Genomic DNA, 15,544 nt, shown 5'->3' on the forward strand with positions numbered 1-15,544 from the left:
GGCTCGCCCCCCGAAGCCGGCGCACCTGCCCGACCCAGTACACCTGCCCAGCCCAGTACAGGAGTTGCCCTCGTGTCCGAAGTGGAACGTCATTCGTACGACGTGGTCGTGATCGGCGCGGGCGGCGCCGGGTTGCGGGCCGCAATCGAGGCCCGCATGCGTGGCATGCGCACCGCCGTCGTCTGCAAGTCGCTGTTCGGCAAGGCCCATACGGTGATGGCCGAGGGCGGCATCGCCGCCTCGATGGGCAACGTGAACTCGCAGGACAGTTGGAAGGTGCACTTCCGCGACACGATGCGTGGCGGCAAGTTCCTCAACCACTGGCGGATGGCCGAACTGCACGCCAAGGAAGCCCCGGACCGGGTCTGGGAGTTGGAGTCGTGGGGCGCGCTGTTCGACCGCACCGCGGACGGTCGGATCAGCCAGCGCAACTTCGGCGGCCACGAGTACCCGCGCCTGGCGCACGTCGGCGACCGCACCGGGTTGGAACTGATCCGCACCCTCCAGCAGCAGATCGTCGCCCTGCAACAGCAGGACGAGCGCGAGTTCGGCGACCCCGAGGCGCGGCTGAAGGTCTTCCAGGAGTGCACCGTCACCCGCCTGTTGACCGTCCCGGACGCCGGTTCGGACACCGGCAATCGCATCACCGGGGCGTTCGGCTACTGGCGCGAGTCGGGCCGCTTCACCGTCTTCGACGCACCCGCCGTCGTGCTCGCCACGGGCGGGATCGGCAAGGGCTTCAAGGTGACCTCGAACTCGTGGGAGTACACCGGCGACGGGCAGGCCCTCGCGTTGCTCGCGGGAGCGCCGCTGATCAACATGGAGTTCGTCCAGTTCCACCCGACCGGCATGGTCTGGCCGCCGTCGGTGAAGGGCATCCTGGTCACCGAATCGGTGCGCGGCGACGGCGGGGTGCTGCTCAACTCCGAGGGCAAGCGCTTCATGTTCGACTACATCCCGGACGTGTTCAAGGAGAAGTACGCGAAGTCCGAGGCCGAGGGCGATCGTTGGTACACCGACCAGGAGAACAACAAGCGCCCGCCCGAGCTGCTGCCGCGGGACGAGGTGGCGCGCGCGATCAACTCCGAGGTCAAGGCGGGCCGCGGCTCGCCGCACGGCGGGGTGTTCCTGACCGTGGTCGGCCGGATGGCGGGCGGCACCGAGGAGATCCGCCGCAAACTGCCGTCGATGTACCACCAGTTCAAGGAACTGGCCGACGTGGACATCACCGCCGAGGCGATGGAGGTCGGGCCCACCTGCCACTACGTGATGGGCGGGATCGCGGTGGACCCGGACACTGCGGCCACGCCGGGCGTGCTCGGCCTGTACGCGGCAGGTGAGGTCGCCGGCGGCATGCACGGCAGCAATCGGCTCGGCGGCAACTCGCTGTCCGACCTGCTGGTCTTCGGCCGGCGCGCGGGCGAGCACGCGGCGCGCTACGCCGAGGAGTTGGGCGAGGAGCGGCGCGAGGCCCCCCAGGAGCAGCTCGACGCCGCCGCCGCCGAGGCGCTGGCGCCGTTTGCCGTGGAGAGCGCGGAGAACCCGTACACGGTCCACCAGGAGCTCCAGCAGACGATGAACGACCTGGTCGGCATCATCCGCCGGGAAGGCGAGATGGGCGAGGCGCTGACCCGCCTGGAGGAGCTCAAGGCCCGCGCCGCCAAGGCCGGCGTGGAGGGCCATCGGCAGTACAACCCGGGCTGGCATCTGGCCCTGGATCTGCGGAACATGTTGTTGGTCTGCGAGTGCGTGGCGCGCTCGGCGCTGGAGCGCGAGGAGAGCCGCGGCGGGCACACCCGTGACGACTTCCCGGTGATGTCGGCCGAGTGGCGTCGGGTGGTACTCGCGTGCTCGATCGTCGACCCGGACGCGGAACACCTGTCCGTGACGCTGACCCGGAGCGAGGCCGTGCCGATGCGCGCCGACCTGATCGAGCTCTTCGAGCGCGACGAGCTGAAGAAGTACCTGACCGACGCAGAACTTCCCGGGGAGGACGGCTGATGTCCTACAAGGCGGACTTTCGCATCTGGCGTGGCGACGTCGACGGCGGCGAACTGCGCGACTTCAAGGTCGAGGTGAACGAGGGCGAGGTCGTCCTCGACATCATCCACCGCCTCCAGGCCACCCAGGCACCGGATCTCGCGGTGCGCTGGAACTGCAAGGCGGGCAAGTGTGGTTCGTGCAGCGCCGAGATCAACGGCCGACCCCGGCTGTTGTGTATGACGCGGATGAGCACGTTCGCGCCGGAGGAGGTGGTCACGGTCACCCCGATGCGCACCTTCCCGGTGATCCGCGACCTGGTCACCGACGTGTCGTTCAACTACGCCAAGGCCCGGCAGGTGCCCTCGTTCACGCCGCCGGCGGACCTGAAGCCGGGCGAGTACCGGATGCAGCAGGTCGACGTGGAACGCTCGCAGGAGTTCCGCAAGTGCATCGAGTGTTTCCTGTGCCAGAACACCTGCCACGTCATCCGAGACTTCGAGGACAACAAGCCGGCCTTCTCCGGCCCGCGCTTCCTGATGCGGATCGCCGAGCTGGACATGCACCCCCTGGACGTCGCGGACCGCCAGGAGGCCGCCCAGGACGAGCACGGCCTGGGCCTGTGCAACATCACCAAGTGTTGTACGGACGTGTGCCCGGAGAACATCCACATCACCGACAACGCGCTGATCCCGATGAAGGAGCGCGTGGCGGACCGCAAATACGACCCGCTGGTCTGGCTGGGCAACAAGATCCGGCGACGGGGGTCCGGGGACTGACCGCCGGCCGAAAATCGTCGGCCCGCGCGGATGCCGGTGCGGCGCTCGCCGGCAGGGGTCGGGCCCACCGGAGCCCGACCCCTGCCGACCCGCCCGCTCCACGCGTCACGCGGCGCGTGACGGCGGCCCGGTTCACACGTTGAAGCGGAACTCCACCACGTCGCCGTCCTGCATGATGTAGTCCTTGCCCTCCATGCGGGCCTTGCCCTTGGTGCGGGCCTCGGTGCGGCTGCCGGTTTCGACCAGGTCGTCGAAGCCGATCACCTCGGCCTTGATGAAGCCGCGCTGGAAGTCGGTGTGGATCACGCCGGCGGCCTCGGGGGCGGTGGCGCCCTTGGCGACCGTCCAGGCGCGGGCCTCCTTGGGGCCGGCCGTGAGGTAGGTCTGCAGGCCCAGGGTGTCGAAGCCGACCCGGGCCAGGATCGACAGGCCGGATTCCTCCTGGCCCAGGCTCTGCAACAGTTCCAGGGCCTCGGCCTCGTCCAGCTCGATCAGCTCGGACTCGATCTTGGCGTCCAGGAAGATCGCCTCGGCCGGCGCGACCAGCTCGCGCAGCTCGGCCTTGAGCTCCTCGTTGACCAGCTCGTCCTCGTCGACGTTGAAGACGTACAGGAACGGCTTCGCAGTGAGCAGGTGCAGCTCGCGCAGCGGCTCGGGGTCCAGACCGGCGGCGAAGACCGTGGTGCCCGCCTCCAGCACCGCCTTGGCCTTCTCCACGGCGGCGGCCACCGCGACCTTGTCCTTCTGCAGGCGCGAGTCCTTCTGCAGACGCGGCAGGACCTTCTCGATCGTCTGCAGGTCGGCCAGGATCAACTCGGTCTCGATGATCTCCTTGTCGTCGACCGGCGAGATCTTGCCGTCGACGTGCACCACGTCCGGGTCGGTGAAGACCCGGATGACCTGGCAGATCGCGTCCGACTCGCGAATGTTGGCGAGGAACTTGTTGCCCAGGCCCTCACCCTCGGAGGCGCCGCGCACGATGCCGGCGATGTCCACGAAGTCGACCGTCGCCGGGATCTTCTTGGCCGATCCGAAGATCTCGGCCAGCTTGTCCAGACGCGGGTCCGGCACGCCCACCACGCCCACGTTCGGCTCGATGGTCGCGAACGGGTAGTTCGCCGCGAGCACGTCGTTCTTGGTCAGGGCGTTGAAGAGCGTCGACTTGCCGACGTTGGGCAGGCCGACGATTCCGATGGTGAGCGACAACTGGATTCCCTGGCTTCTCGGCGTTGGACGTGGCGCGCTGCGGACATACAAGCGCCTGTGGAAAGTGTAGGTGGTGGCCTGTGGCCAGTAGCATCCCTGGTTTCGTACGTCGGCCACTCAACGACGGGGACATCGATGAGCCGCACCTCGAACACCAGCCACAACCGCAGGCCGCTGATAGACGGTGTCCTGTGGGAGTCCAAGCCCATGCGGATCCTGTTGCTCACCGCGTTCATCCCGATCGCGATCGGCTTCTTCGACGTGGCGGGCCTCGGGCTGCCCACCGGCGCGGCCTTCGCGCTCTACGGCGGGCTCTGCCTCTTCATGTTCCTCGGCTTCGCGCTCTACCAGTACCGCAAGCTGTCCATCGGTCCGCAGGGCCTGGTCTTCCACGGCCTGTTCCGCACCCGCGGCCTGCGCTGGGAGGAGATCGCCGCGGTCGAGGTCAAGCTCAAGGTGAACGGCGGTGACACCCCGTGCTACGCGGTGGTGCGCTGCACGATGCGCCTCGGCGTCCGGAAGCAGCACACGATCAACTTCCTGGACCAGGCCATGCTGCCGTACCTGGCCGTCGACCTGCGCCGATACGCCGCCTTGCGGGGCATCACGGTGCATGTGCGGAGCACCGACGAGGTGGTCCGCACGGTGGATCTGGTGGAAAGCGGCGCCCAGGTGTGACCCCCGGACCCCGACCCCACCCGAATTCGTCGCCCGCGACCGCCACCAATCCCGACCGAACGAGCGTCCTCCCTGGTGAACCCCGAGGAATCGGGGCAGGAAACGGATCGGTCGAGGACGAGGTGAGCAGCGACCGGGCGGACGATTCGACACGGACGGGGTGAGGTTTTTCGTGTTCTTGGACGGGTTTGACCGCGATGCGGCAATACCTTGGGTCAATGGAACAGCGCAGCCGAGCGGGAGCGCGTCCCGTACCGACCCGGAACCCACCGAAACGGCCTCCCGTGCCGGCACCGGGACGAGGTGAGGCCGTGCGCCGTCGACCCGACCCGTCCACCCCGCCGCCGCCCGAAACGCCGGGGGCCGGCGGCGAGCAGGCCCGGGACCGGAGCGAGCATCGGCCCGCCCGGGCGCAGGCCCGACCGCGTCGCCCGGTCCCGCCGCGGCGCGCGAACGGCGTCCCGGGCGGCTCCCGCCCGTCCGGTGGCGGCCTCACCGTCGCCGGCGCGGCCGTGTTCGGCTTCGGCGGCACGCTGCTCGGCGGCCTCGTGGACCACCTGGCGACCGACGGGCTGGGCTTCGTGTTCGGGTTCGCGTTCCTGATCAGCTCGGTGTTCGTGGCCTGGAAGGTGCGCGCCCGGGACTGGCTCGCCGCGGTCATCACACCGCCGATCGCGTTCGCCGCGACCGTGCTGATCGTGAGCACGCTGCTGGGCGCCGACTCCCAGGAGAGTTACCTGACCCGGGTGGGCCTGGACCTGATCACCGCGCTGTCCTTCAAGGCGGGCCTGCTGTGGGGCGGTACGGCCCTCGCCGGCGCCGTCGCCCTGGTCAAGCGCCGGGCGGCCGACCAACCCTAGGACGGCGACCGACCACCCGGCGGGCCCGAGCACGGCGAAGGGCCTGTCCGATCCCTCGGACAGGCCCCGCACGCCACCCCGCGCCCGCCGCTCAGCCGTTGCGCAGGTCCCGGCGCAGCTCCTGCGGCAGCGCGAACTGCAAACGTTCCTCGACCGACCGGTGGATGTGCACGTCGTCGAAGCCGCGCTCGGCCAGCCACGCGAGCACGCCGTCCACGAGCACCTCGGGCACCGACGCGCCGGAGGTGACGCCGACCGTGCCGACCCCCTCCAGCCACTCGTCCTTCAGCTCCTCCGCGTAGTCGACCAGGTACGACGCCCGGGCGCCCGCCTCCAGCGCGACCTCGACCAGGCGCACCGAGTTGGAGGAGTTGGTCGAGCCGACCACGATCACCAGGTCCGACTCGGCGGCGATCTGCTTCACCGCGACCTGGCGGTTCTGCGTCGCGTAGCAGATGTCGTCGCTCGGCGGGTCGATCAGCAGCGGGAGCTTCTTGCGCAGCTCCTTGACCGTGGCGACGGTCTCGTCCACGGACAGCGTGGTCTGGGAGAGCCAGGCCACCCTGGAGGGGTCGCGCACCTCGACGTTCGCGACGCCCTCGGGGCCGTCCACCAGGTGGATGTGGTCGGGCGCCTCACCGGCGGTGCCGATCACCTCCTCGTGTCCCTCGTGGCCGATCAGCAGGATGTCGTAGCCCTCCTCGGCGAAGCGCACGGCCTCCTTGTGCACCTTCGTCACGAGCGGGCACGTGGCGTCGATCGTGCGCAGCGAACGGGCCGCCGCCTCCTCGTGCACCACGGGAGCCACACCGTGGGCGGAGAAGACGACCGTGGCGCCCTCGGGCACCTCCGCCGTCTCGTCCACGAAGATCGCGCCGCGCTTCTCCAGCGTCTCGACGACGTATTTGTTGTGCACGATCTGCTTGCGCACGTATACCGGCGCACCGTACAGATCGAGGGCCTTCTCGACGGTCTCGACGGCTCGGTCGACGCCCGCGCAGTAGCCCCGGGGGGCGGCGAGCAGGACGCGGCTGGTTGACGACATGGATCCATCGTACGGGCGGTCCGCCGGTGATCCACCTGGGTCCGCGCGGCGAAGCGCGCGTAATAGGGTCCTTTGTCGGAGCCGATCTTCGACCCGGCCCGCCCACGCCGTCCACGGGAAGACGTCGGATGCCCTTCAGCTCAGCGGAACGGCCCGGAAGCGACACCTCCCGCCGATCGGGGCCCGCCAAGCGGCGCCGGGTGAGCTGGGATCTGCTGCGGGTGGCCTTCGTGGCGCTGGTGTTGTTGTTCCACGGCACCTACCTGGCCCGGCAGTGGCATCCCGAACTGGCCGCCCGGCCGTTGGTCTTCCCGTACCAGTTGGGCGCGAGCCTGCTCCTGGTCGTCTCCGGCTACTTCGCGGCGGTCTCGCTGCGCAAGGGCGACGTGGTGCGCTGGTGGGTGGGCCGGATGGCGCGGATGTTGCCCGCCTTCCTGGTCGGCGTCCTGGGCACCTCGCTGTTCCTGCGGCTGTGCGCGCCGCCGGGCTGGTACGCGCCGAGCCTGCCCGACGTGCTCGCCAATCTGGCCATGTTGTGGAACTGGAAACCGCAGTCGTACACCTATGTGGACGCGGCCTATTGGACGATTCCGCTGCAACTGTTGTGGTTCACCGCGATCTTCGCGCTGTGGCGCAGCAGGCGGGTGCACGGTGACGGGACGGTACGCACGCTGTGGCTGGTGTTGTGCCTCGAACTGCTCCTGCTGCCGATCCGGCTGCACCTGCAATCGGAGGCGTTCCGCACGCTCTACGACGGGTTCGGGCTCTATCGGGTGCACCTGTTCGCGGCCGGCATCGGCGTGCATCTGTGGTCGCGGGGCCGGATCCGCGGCCCGCACGCGGTGTTCCTGCTCGGCTCGTGCTCGTTCCTGCACCTGTGCCAGACCCGGCACGCGTCCTGGACGGTGGGGCTGGCGCTGGGCATCGGCGCGATCTGCCTCGCGGCGCTGGGCCCGGACTGGGACCGGTTCCTGCCCGCGTGGGTGGGCCGGGTCGCGCAGTGGACGGCCGGCATCACCTACGCGATGTATCTGGTGCACCAGTCGATCGGCTACGTGGTGATGCGTCGGCTGCAGGACCACGGTGTCGGCGCGTCGGGGCAACTGCTGGCGTTGGCGGTGCTCGCGGTGCTGCTCGGCTGGCTGCTCACGGTGTTGGTGGAGCGCCCGGCGCATCGCGCGATCATGCGCGGCTTCGACCGGTTGCGGCCGACGTCCTGACGGCGGGTCCCCCTGCCCGCACCTCGCCGGATCCGCCCGGCACGCTCAGAGCGAGTATTCGGCGAAGAACGCCCACATCAGTTCACCGGCCGAGATCTCCTGGTTGATCCGGCCGAACCCGCGCACCTCGGTGCCCGCCGCGCCCGGCCAGGTGTGCCCCGCGTCGGACTGCGTGTACAGGATCACCGCCGCGCCGCCCGCGCAGCCGGTGTACGCGGTGCGCTCGACGTGGCGGGACACCCGAGTGCGCACCGGCGTGCTCGGACAGTCGTCGATCGTGGCCCAGCGTCGCGCCGCCTCGGTCACCGGATAGGTCCAGCGCGACGCGATGCCGCCCTCGTACGGGTTGGCCTGGTCGGCCAGGCCGTGGAAGGTCAGCACCGGGACGGGTCGGATCGGCCGACACGGCGCCGGCCGGGCGCCGTCGGTGCCGTCCGCACGCAGACCCGCGACCGGGGCGATGGCCGCTATCCGCCGACTGAGCGTGCAGCCGAGCAGCGAGGTCATCCGGGCGCCGCCGGAGAACCCGGTCGCGTACACGCGCCGATCGTCCAGGCACAACGAGCGGTCCAGCGCGTCCAGGGTGGCGCCGACGAACCCGACCTCGTCCCGGCCGCCGACCGCGGCCGGATGTCCGCCGTACAGCGGCACGCCGGGGATGTTCCAGGCCCGCCCCTCGGCCGAACCGGGATAGCCCAGGCCGCCCTCCGGGACCGCGACGACGAAGCCGTAACGCTCGGCGGTCGCCCCCATCCCGGTGATCGCCATCTGCGCCCGGCCGGTGCTGTTGCTGCCGTGCAGGTTGAGCACCAGCGGTCGCGGGGCGGTGCCGTCGTAGCTCTGCGGGACGTACGCCTGGACCCGGTAGGTCTCGCCGGAGAAGGACACCGGGACGGTCACCCAGCCCTGCCGGTCCCGCCCGGTGCACCCGGTGTCCGCGGCGGCGGCCCCGGCGGTCGCGCCCGGATCGGTCTGGCGGGCGGTCAGCCGGGCCAACGCGAACACCGCGAGCACCGCGGCGACGGCGGCGAACACCGTGAATATCCGGCCCACTCGCACATCCACACTCCGGATTCCCGCCACAGCCACCCCACCCTCGTTCGGCGATCCGGGTCCGGATCCGGTTCATTTCGGTAAATATCTCGCAGCCGTGAATGCGCCGCAGCGGAAATACGTCGCCGCGCGAAACATGTCTCCGAACTCCGACGCTCGCGAACCGTGAAAGGTTGCCTCATGCGGCGACCTCTCGGCACGTAGAGTTGTCCGCCATGACCGGGACCCGCATCGTCGTCGGCGCCGCGATCCTCCACCGAGGACGCGTACTGGCCGCGTGCCGCAGCGCGCCGGCCGAGTTGGCGGGGGGTTGGGAGTTCCCCGGCGGCAAGGTCGAACCGGGCGAGAGCGAGTCCGCCGCGCTGGTGCGCGAGTGCCACGAGGAGCTCGGCGCGACCGTGCGACCGGTTCGCCGACTGCCCGGGGCCTGGCCGCTGGCCCGGGGGTATGTACTGCATGTGTGGCTCGCCGACCTGGTCGCCGGCGAGCCTCGGGCGCTCCAGGACCACTCGGCGCTGCGCTGGCTGGGTCCGGACGAGGTGTCCGGCCTGGCCTGGCTGGCACCGGATCGCCCGGCGGCCGAACTGGTCGCGATCGAGTTGCACGGGCACGACGCACGGGACGCACGGCAGCCGGCGATGCGTCCGGGGGCGGCTCGGCCGTACCCGGGGGCCGGGCTTGAGAACGTGATCAACCGGGAAAACGGTCCGGAGTAGCAGCGACAAAGGAATCCGCCGTCCATGGAGCAGCGCCCAGAAGCCGATCGGAATCCGGGGGACCCGACCCGGCGCTCCTCGGTGCCCGGTTCCCTGTTCGACCTCGTCCCGTCGGCCACGTGGGTGCTGGACGCCGAGGGCCGGATCGTGATGTGGAGCGCCGCCGCCGAGCAGTTGTTCGGCTATCGGCGCGAGGACATCCTCGGCGCCAACGCGGTCGACCTGATGCATCCGCCGTTCACCGCCGCGCAGCAGGCGGCCACCGAACACGCGGTCGCGGGCGCGGACGTCTTCGCCGGCTCGTACACGATGCGCCGCGGCGACGGCACGCTGTGCACGGTCGAATCGCGCTCGGCGTTCGCCGAGGACCTGGCCGGGAACCGCTTCGTCCTGATCACCTCGATGGACTCGACGGTGGTGCGCAAGGTCGAGGCCGACCTGGCGATCCGCGAGGCGCTCTTCGACCAGTCGCCGATCGGCGTGGGCATCTTCGACGCCGACCTGCGCTACGTCGCGGTCAACGACGCGCTCGCCGCGATCAACCGGCTGCCCGTCGCGGAGCACATCGGGCGCCGGCTCGAAGAGGTCCGCCCCGGGATGGACACCGAGCGGGTGCGCACGATCCAGCTCCGGGTCCTGGAGACCGGCGAACCGGTGGTCGACTCGCGGATCTTCGGCCCGATCCCCACCGACGGCACCCCGCGCACCGTGTGGTCGATGTCGTACAACCGGCTGGAGGCGCCGGGCGGCCGGATCCTGGGCATCAGTTGTTCGCTGATCGACGTGACCGAGCGGCACTACGCGATGGTCAAGGTGGACGCCGCGCGCAAGCGGCTCGCGCTGCTGAACGAGGCCGGCACCCGGCTCGGCGCCACCTTGGACGTGCCTCGGATCGCCGAGGAGCTGACCGCGTCGGTGGTGCCCGGCTTCGCCGACCTGGCCGCCGTGGACCTGCTGGAGGCGATCGTGCGGGGCGAGGAGATCCCGCCCGGCGCGCACGCCGAGAAGGCCCGCCTGCAACGGGTCGCCTCGCGCGGCGCCCGCCCGGGGCGCTACACCGACGAGCTGCTCCACCAGGGCAGCACGCTGGTCTACGCGGCCGACTCGACCTTCGGCCGCTGCCTGCGCACGGGCGGGTCGTACCTGATGCGCAATGTGCAGGACGACATGTACGACGAGCTGATCCACGACCCCGGCCGGGCCGAGGCCGCCCGGGCGCTGGGTCTGCACACGATGATCGTGGTCCCGCTCAGCGCCCGCGGGGTGGTGCTCGGCACGATGCTGCTCGGGCGCGGCGAGGGCCGGCCCTCGTTCGATCCGGACGACCTGACGCTGGCCACCGAACTGGGCGCGCGGGCGGCGGTGTCGGTGGACAACGCGCGGCTGTACCACCACCAGCGGGAGACCGCGGTGATGCTCCAGCGCAGCCTGCTGCCGCAGAACCTGCCGGAGTTGCCGGGCATCTCGGTCGCCCACCGATACCTGCCGGGCAGTTCGGTGACCGAGGTGGGCGGCGACTGGTACGACGTGATCCCGCTGTCCGGCGGGCGGATCGGGCTCGTGGTCGGCGACGTGATGGGGCACGGCGTGCACGCGGCGGCGGTGATGGGCCAACTGCGCACCGCGGTGCGCACGCTCGCGGGCCTGGAACTGCCGCCGGCCGAGGTGCTCGGGCACCTGGACGACATCGTGGTGGGGCTCGGGGAGTTGCACTACGCGACGTGTGTCTACGTGGTCTACGACCCGGTGGCACGGACCTGCGAGTTCGCCAGCGCGGGCCACATGCCGCCGGTGCTGGTACCGGCGGGCGGGCGGCCTCGGGTGATCGACAACCCGCCCGGCACGGTGCTGGGCGTGGGCGGTCTCGGCTTCGAACAGGGTGATTTCACGGTCGAGTCGGGCAGCACGCTGGTGCTGTACACCGACGGTCTGGTGGAGACCCGGGACCGCTCCCTGGACGTGGGCATCGACCTGTTGTGCGAGGCCGTGGCGGGGCCGCCGGACACCCTGGAGCGGATCGCCGACCAGATCCTCGCCGACGTCCACGAGGAGCCCGGCTTCGACGACGTGGCCCTGTTGGTGGCCCGCCTGGACGCGCTCGCCGAGGATTCGGTGGCCTCGTGGTGGCTGCCGGCCGAACCCGCCGTGGTCTCCCGTGCCCGCGAACTGAGCCGCAAGACCCTCACCGAGTGGGGCCTGGACGCCCTGATCGACATCACCGAGCTGCTGGTCAGCGAACTGGTCACGAACGCGCTCCGGTACGGCGCCGGCCCGATCCGGCTCCGCCTGCTGCGCGGCCGGGCGCTGCTGTGCGAGGTCGCCGACGCGGGCACCACCCTCCCGCGCATGCGCGAGGCCGACGACACCGACGAGGGCGGTCGCGGCCTGCAACTGGTCAACCAACTCGCCGAACGCTGGGGCAGCCGAAAGGCCGGCCACGGCAAGACGGTCTGGTTCGAACTCCCTTTGCCGGAGTAGGCGTTGCCGACCGGACCGCAACAACCGAGGGGTCCCGGCCGCTCCGCGAAGCAGCCGGGACGTCTCGCGGTCTACCGGGCGGTGTCCCGGCGGCGCCGCCGATGCACCAGCCGGATACCGCGCGCCGTGTCGAGAGCGAGTCGGAGCGCTCCCAGCCCCACCGACATCTCTCCACCGTGCGCCTTCACGAAGTCCGCCATCATCACGAGCATTTCCATGAGTCCGTCCACTCCCCTGGGTAGCTGCGGCGCCATCTGCCGCTGCCCCCTGTGTAGGCGGGCGGCGGGCCGTCCCGAAGCGCCGTCGGACAGCGGTCGGACGGCACCGGGCAGACCTGCGTGAACTGCGGACGTCCCGGCGATGCCGGGACGTCCGACCGGACACCGCTCCGGACACGCTCTAGGCTCGGAGGCGGCCGCTGGGGGGGAGTACTACATGGCGCCGGGCTTCGGCGAAGTGGACACCAACGCACCGGACACGGCGCGGGATCTGGCCGCGCGACTCCGGAACACCGCCCGGCACGCGGGCTTTGTGGGCGTGCGGGAGTTGGCCGCCGCCACCGGAATCGGGCGCTCCACCATCTCGGATGCGTTGACCGCCAGACGTGTCCCGACCTGGCCGACGATCGCCACCCTGTTGCGCGGGTGTGGTGTCGCGCCGGATGGAACCTGGGCCACCGCCCATGAGGCGGCCAGAGACGCGGTGGAGGAACGAAAGCGCGCGGCCAGAGGCGACGGGCGGGGTGGCGGCGAAGCCCGGGAGGAGCCGCCATCCGCGCCACCGGGTCCCGGCACCTTCTCCATCCGCCCGCCCTACGGGGAGCTTCCGCCTCGAGTACGCGGACGCGAGGGTGTGGTCGAGCTGCTGCGGACCCGGTTGGCGCAGGGCGAGAACCGGCCCCAGATCCTGTACGGCATGGGCGGCTGCGGCAAGACCACGCTGGCGCTGGACCTGGCCCGACACGCACGGGACCGCGGGTATCGCGTGTTCTGGTTGTCCGCCTCCACCTCCGATCGACTGGTCACCGGTATGCGGGAGATCGCCCGGGAACTGGGCGCCGCACCGGAGGCCGTCGAGGCGGCGTGGTCGGGACGGACCAGCGCCACAGACCTGGTATGGCACGCACTGGACACGGCGGAGCAGCCCTGGCTGTTGGTGATCGACAACGCCGATCAGCCGGCGTGGCTGGCCGCCGCGAACGGTGTCCCCGGCGACGGCACCGGATGGCTGCGGTCCGGTCGGGCCGGCATGACGGTGGTGACCTCCAGGGTCGGCAGCCCCGGTGTCTGGGGCCAGGAGGCGGACACCCATCGGGTCGAGGTGTTGGCCTCCGCCGACGGGCGGGACGTGTTGTTGGACCTCGCCGGGGCAGCGGGGACTCCGGCGGACGCGCTGGTGCTCGCCGAGCGACTCGACGGACTGCCACTGGCCTTGAAGTTGGCCGGCTCCTACCTGGCTCGCTCGGCCCGCGGTGCCGGGCTGCTGCGACACCGCGGCCACCGTCCGGACGGCAGATTGCGAAGCTTCGCCGCGTACACCGAGGCGCTGGGAGAGGCCGGGGCAGGGTTCCTCGACCAGGGTGGCCACTGGCAGCCGGAGGATGTCGACACGGAGCACCTGCATCGACGCCTGGTGGGACGCACCTGGGAAATGTCGCTGGATCTGCTGGAGGAGCAGCAGCTACCCGAGGCCCGACATCTGATGCGAATCCTGTCCTGTGGTGCGTCCGTACCGTTCCCGGTCGAGCTTTTGGATCCCGACGTGCTGCAGGAGGTGGTGGGGCAACCGACCGGGGTCGACCCCGAGTGGGATCGCGCGGACCGGGCTCTGGAGGCGTTGGTCGATCTCGGGCTGATCGATGTCGTCGACATCGAACCGCACGGCGCGACGGGTGCGCACGAGCCGATTCCCTGCCTGGTCGTCCACCGCCTGGTCCTGGAGGCCAATGCGTTGCGGCTGGGCGATCGCCCGAGCAAAGAACGCTCGGCGATCTGGCGCGCCGTCGCGCGGATCCTGGAACAGGGTGCCGTGCCCGCCCCCGAACAACCGGACAACTGGACGTGGTGGAGGCTGCTGGCTCCGCACATCGTCGCGGCTCTCACCGCGGCTCCCCACGTCGACGAGAGCGAGGGCGAGGACGGCGAGACGCTACCGGCGTTGCTGAAGGCGGGATTGCGCACCTACACCTTCTACAACTTCGCCTCCCTCGACGGTGACGACGACTTGGCCCGGCTCCTGCTCCGGCGCGGCGTGATCCTCTCCCCCACCCACCCGGTGCGGTTGTCCATCCGCCACCGTGCGGCGCTCAGCCTGCTGGGCGGCGAGGAGGAACTGGCCGAGTACGAGGATGTATTGGCCCATCAAATCGCCTGCCAGGGTTCGGATCACCCGGAAACACTGATCACCCGCCACAACGTCGTCCTCTCCCGCCGGGCCTGTGGTCGGACGTCCGAGGCCGAGGTGGAGGCCGCGCTTCGGGAAGTCCTGGCGGACCGGCGCCGGGTATTGGGGCCCAACGATCCGTTCACGTTGATCACCCACGATGCGCTCGCCGCTCCGATCACGAGCACGAACGACGCAGAGGGCCGAGACAGGGCGGAGCATCGGGCGCCGATCGAGCGCGAGGAAAGCCTGTCGCCGGAGAATCACCGATTCCTGCCGCTGAACAATCGACATCGGAGGGCGCACGCCCTGGACGCCGCCGAACGATGGTCGGAGGCCGAGGCCGAATACCGGTCGGTCCTGGCGGATTTGGCGTCGTCCGGAGGCCGGGAGACGACGCTGTACCGGGACCTGTCCCGTTGTCTGGCGAACAACCTCACCCGACAGGAGCGCTACCCGGACGCTCTCGCGATGATCGACGGGGCCCCCGCCTGGTTCGACGGGAGCGATGAGGAGCACACGCCGACGACCGCGTCCGCCCTGGCGCTGCGCCACGAGCGGGGAGATCTCCTGCGCCGTTGCGATCGAGCGCCCGACGCGGTGCGGGAGATGCGCGCGGTGTTGCGGGAACGGCTTCGCACGGTGGATCCCGGGGATTCCCGGGTGTTGTCCGAACGCCACACCCTCGCCCACGTGCTCGACGATCTCGGGCGACACGGCGAGGCGCAAGACGAGCTTCGCGTCGCGGTCGATCACTATGTCGAGATCCTGGGCGGCCGGGACGAGATCACCCGGACCGCGACCTTCTGTCTGGCCTGGATGTTGCACACGCACGGGGACAAGGGTGCGGCGCTGGAACTGTACGAGCGGGTCCTGGAGGCCGAGACCGCCGAACTCGGTGCGGATCACGCCGACACGCTGATGACCGGTTTCCGGCGCGACCAGTGCCGCCTCGACGCCGGGTTGCTCTCGGCTCCGGATGCCGCCGTGGCGTTCGAGCGCACCCTGCTCGCCCTGACCCCGAGGCTCGGGGACGAGCACCATTGGGTCCATTGCGTTCGGAGCGCGCTCGCGACCGTGCGCGAGGGGGAAGCGGTGGCCGATCCCGGGCCGTCGGCCGTCGGGTGAATCGCTCCGGTGGCAGGCG

General features: G+C 70.6%; 12 protein-coding genes. 8 read left to right on the plus strand and 4 right to left on the minus strand.

Features of this window, described 5'->3' with window-relative positions; all coding sequences use genetic code 11:
* The first annotated feature begins 72 nt into the window (after positions 1-72).
* Both ACH4U8_RS37275 and ACH4U8_RS37280 read left to right on the plus strand, forming a co-directional pair.
* The gene (locus ACH4U8_RS37275; RefSeq protein WP_395782650.1) at positions 73-2,001 is read left to right on the plus strand and encodes a fumarate reductase/succinate dehydrogenase flavoprotein subunit; all 1,929 of its coding nucleotides are present in this window, start codon (positions 73-75) and stop codon (positions 1,999-2,001) included.
* Complete coding sequence (locus tag ACH4U8_RS37280; protein ID WP_360314577.1) at positions 2,001-2,759, plus strand: succinate dehydrogenase/fumarate reductase iron-sulfur subunit; 759 nt, start codon at positions 2,001-2,003, stop codon at positions 2,757-2,759. Before ACH4U8_RS37275 ends, ACH4U8_RS37280 begins: the two co-directional genes overlap by 1 nt.
* Before the next feature lie 132 nt (positions 2,760-2,891).
* Here ACH4U8_RS37280 and ychF read toward each other — a convergent pair whose 3' ends face one another.
* On the minus strand, positions 2,892-3,965 hold the full coding sequence (gene ychF / locus ACH4U8_RS37285) for a redox-regulated ATPase YchF (protein WP_360314575.1): 1,074 nt from the start codon (positions 3,963-3,965) through the stop codon (positions 2,892-2,894).
* A 135-nt stretch (positions 3,966-4,100) separates the two neighbouring features.
* Here ychF and ACH4U8_RS37290 point away from each other — a divergent pair, with 135 nt between their 5' ends.
* Together ACH4U8_RS37290 and ACH4U8_RS37295 are read left to right on the plus strand one after the other, a co-directional pair.
* Positions 4,101-4,643, plus strand: a complete 543-nt coding sequence (locus tag ACH4U8_RS37290) for a hypothetical protein (RefSeq protein ID WP_395782651.1) — start codon at positions 4,101-4,103, stop codon at positions 4,641-4,643.
* 311 nt (positions 4,644-4,954) lie between these two features.
* Positions 4,955-5,503: a DUF6542 domain-containing protein gene (locus tag ACH4U8_RS37295; protein ID WP_395782652.1), complete on the plus strand. Its 549-nt coding sequence runs from the start codon at positions 4,955-4,957 to the stop codon at positions 5,501-5,503.
* 91 nt (positions 5,504-5,594) lie between these two features.
* Here ACH4U8_RS37295 and ACH4U8_RS37300 read toward each other — a convergent pair whose 3' ends face one another.
* On the minus strand, positions 5,595-6,548 hold the full coding sequence (locus ACH4U8_RS37300) for a 4-hydroxy-3-methylbut-2-enyl diphosphate reductase (RefSeq protein ID WP_360314569.1): 954 nt from the start codon (positions 6,546-6,548) through the stop codon (positions 5,595-5,597).
* 128 nt (positions 6,549-6,676) lie between these two features.
* Between ACH4U8_RS37300 and ACH4U8_RS37305 the strand changes: the two genes are divergently transcribed.
* Entirely contained in the window at positions 6,677-7,768 is a 1,092-nt protein-coding gene (locus tag ACH4U8_RS37305) for an acyltransferase (protein WP_380020512.1), read from the plus strand.
* A gap of 45 nt (positions 7,769-7,813) precedes the next feature.
* Here ACH4U8_RS37305 and ACH4U8_RS37310 read toward each other — a convergent pair whose 3' ends face one another.
* Complete coding sequence (locus ACH4U8_RS37310) at positions 7,814-8,821, minus strand: PHB depolymerase family esterase (protein ID WP_360314565.1); 1,008 nt, start codon at positions 8,819-8,821, stop codon at positions 7,814-7,816.
* Between the two features lie 215 nt (positions 8,822-9,036).
* Between ACH4U8_RS37310 and ACH4U8_RS37315 the strand changes: the two genes are divergently transcribed.
* On the plus strand, positions 9,037-9,537 hold the full coding sequence (locus ACH4U8_RS37315) for a (deoxy)nucleoside triphosphate pyrophosphohydrolase (RefSeq protein WP_360314563.1): 501 nt from the start codon (positions 9,037-9,039) through the stop codon (positions 9,535-9,537).
* Positions 9,538-9,561: 24 nt separating this feature from the next.
* On the plus strand, positions 9,562-12,015 hold the full coding sequence (locus ACH4U8_RS37320) for a SpoIIE family protein phosphatase (RefSeq protein WP_360314561.1): 2,454 nt from the start codon (positions 9,562-9,564) through the stop codon (positions 12,013-12,015).
* Between the two features lie 71 nt (positions 12,016-12,086).
* On the opposite strand, the gene ACH4U8_RS37325 is transcribed toward ACH4U8_RS37320, so the two are convergent.
* Positions 12,087-12,233 (minus strand): hypothetical protein, encoded by a 147-nt coding sequence (locus tag ACH4U8_RS37325; RefSeq protein WP_395782653.1) that lies wholly within the window; start codon positions 12,231-12,233, stop codon positions 12,087-12,089.
* A gap of 217 nt (positions 12,234-12,450) precedes the next feature.
* Between ACH4U8_RS37325 and ACH4U8_RS37330 the strand changes: the two genes are divergently transcribed.
* Complete coding sequence (locus ACH4U8_RS37330; RefSeq protein WP_395782654.1) at positions 12,451-15,525, plus strand: tetratricopeptide repeat protein; 3,075 nt, start codon at positions 12,451-12,453, stop codon at positions 15,523-15,525.
* The last annotated feature ends 19 nt before the right edge of the window (positions 15,526-15,544 follow it).

Origin of the sequence: Embleya sp. NPDC020886 (assembly GCF_044333915.1) — a bacterium.
Lineage (GTDB): Bacteria > Actinomycetota > Actinomycetes > Streptomycetales > Streptomycetaceae > Embleya.

Excerpts from the sequence above, each read along its gene's own strand:
- ACH4U8_RS37280 (WP_360314577.1), top strand. The coding sequence starts at position 2,001 with ATGTCCTACAAGGCGGACTTTCGCATCTGGCGTGGCGACGTCGACGGC.
- ACH4U8_RS37290 (WP_395782651.1), top strand. The coding sequence starts at position 4,101 with ATGAGCCGCACCTCGAACACCAGCCACAACCGCAGGCCGCTGATAGAC.
- ACH4U8_RS37300 (WP_360314569.1), bottom strand. The coding sequence starts at position 6,548 with ATGTCGTCAACCAGCCGCGTCCTGCTCGCCGCCCCCCGGGGCTACTGC.
- ACH4U8_RS37305 (WP_380020512.1), top strand. The coding sequence starts at position 6,677 with ATGCCCTTCAGCTCAGCGGAACGGCCCGGAAGCGACACCTCCCGCCGA.
- ACH4U8_RS37315 (WP_360314563.1), top strand. The coding sequence starts at position 9,037 with ATGACCGGGACCCGCATCGTCGTCGGCGCCGCGATCCTCCACCGAGGA.
- ACH4U8_RS37320 (WP_360314561.1), top strand. The coding sequence starts at position 9,562 with ATGGAGCAGCGCCCAGAAGCCGATCGGAATCCGGGGGACCCGACCCGG.
- ACH4U8_RS37325 (WP_395782653.1), bottom strand. The coding sequence starts at position 12,233 with ATGGAAATGCTCGTGATGATGGCGGACTTCGTGAAGGCGCACGGTGGA.
- ACH4U8_RS37330 (WP_395782654.1), top strand. The coding sequence starts at position 12,451 with ATGGCGCCGGGCTTCGGCGAAGTGGACACCAACGCACCGGACACGGCG.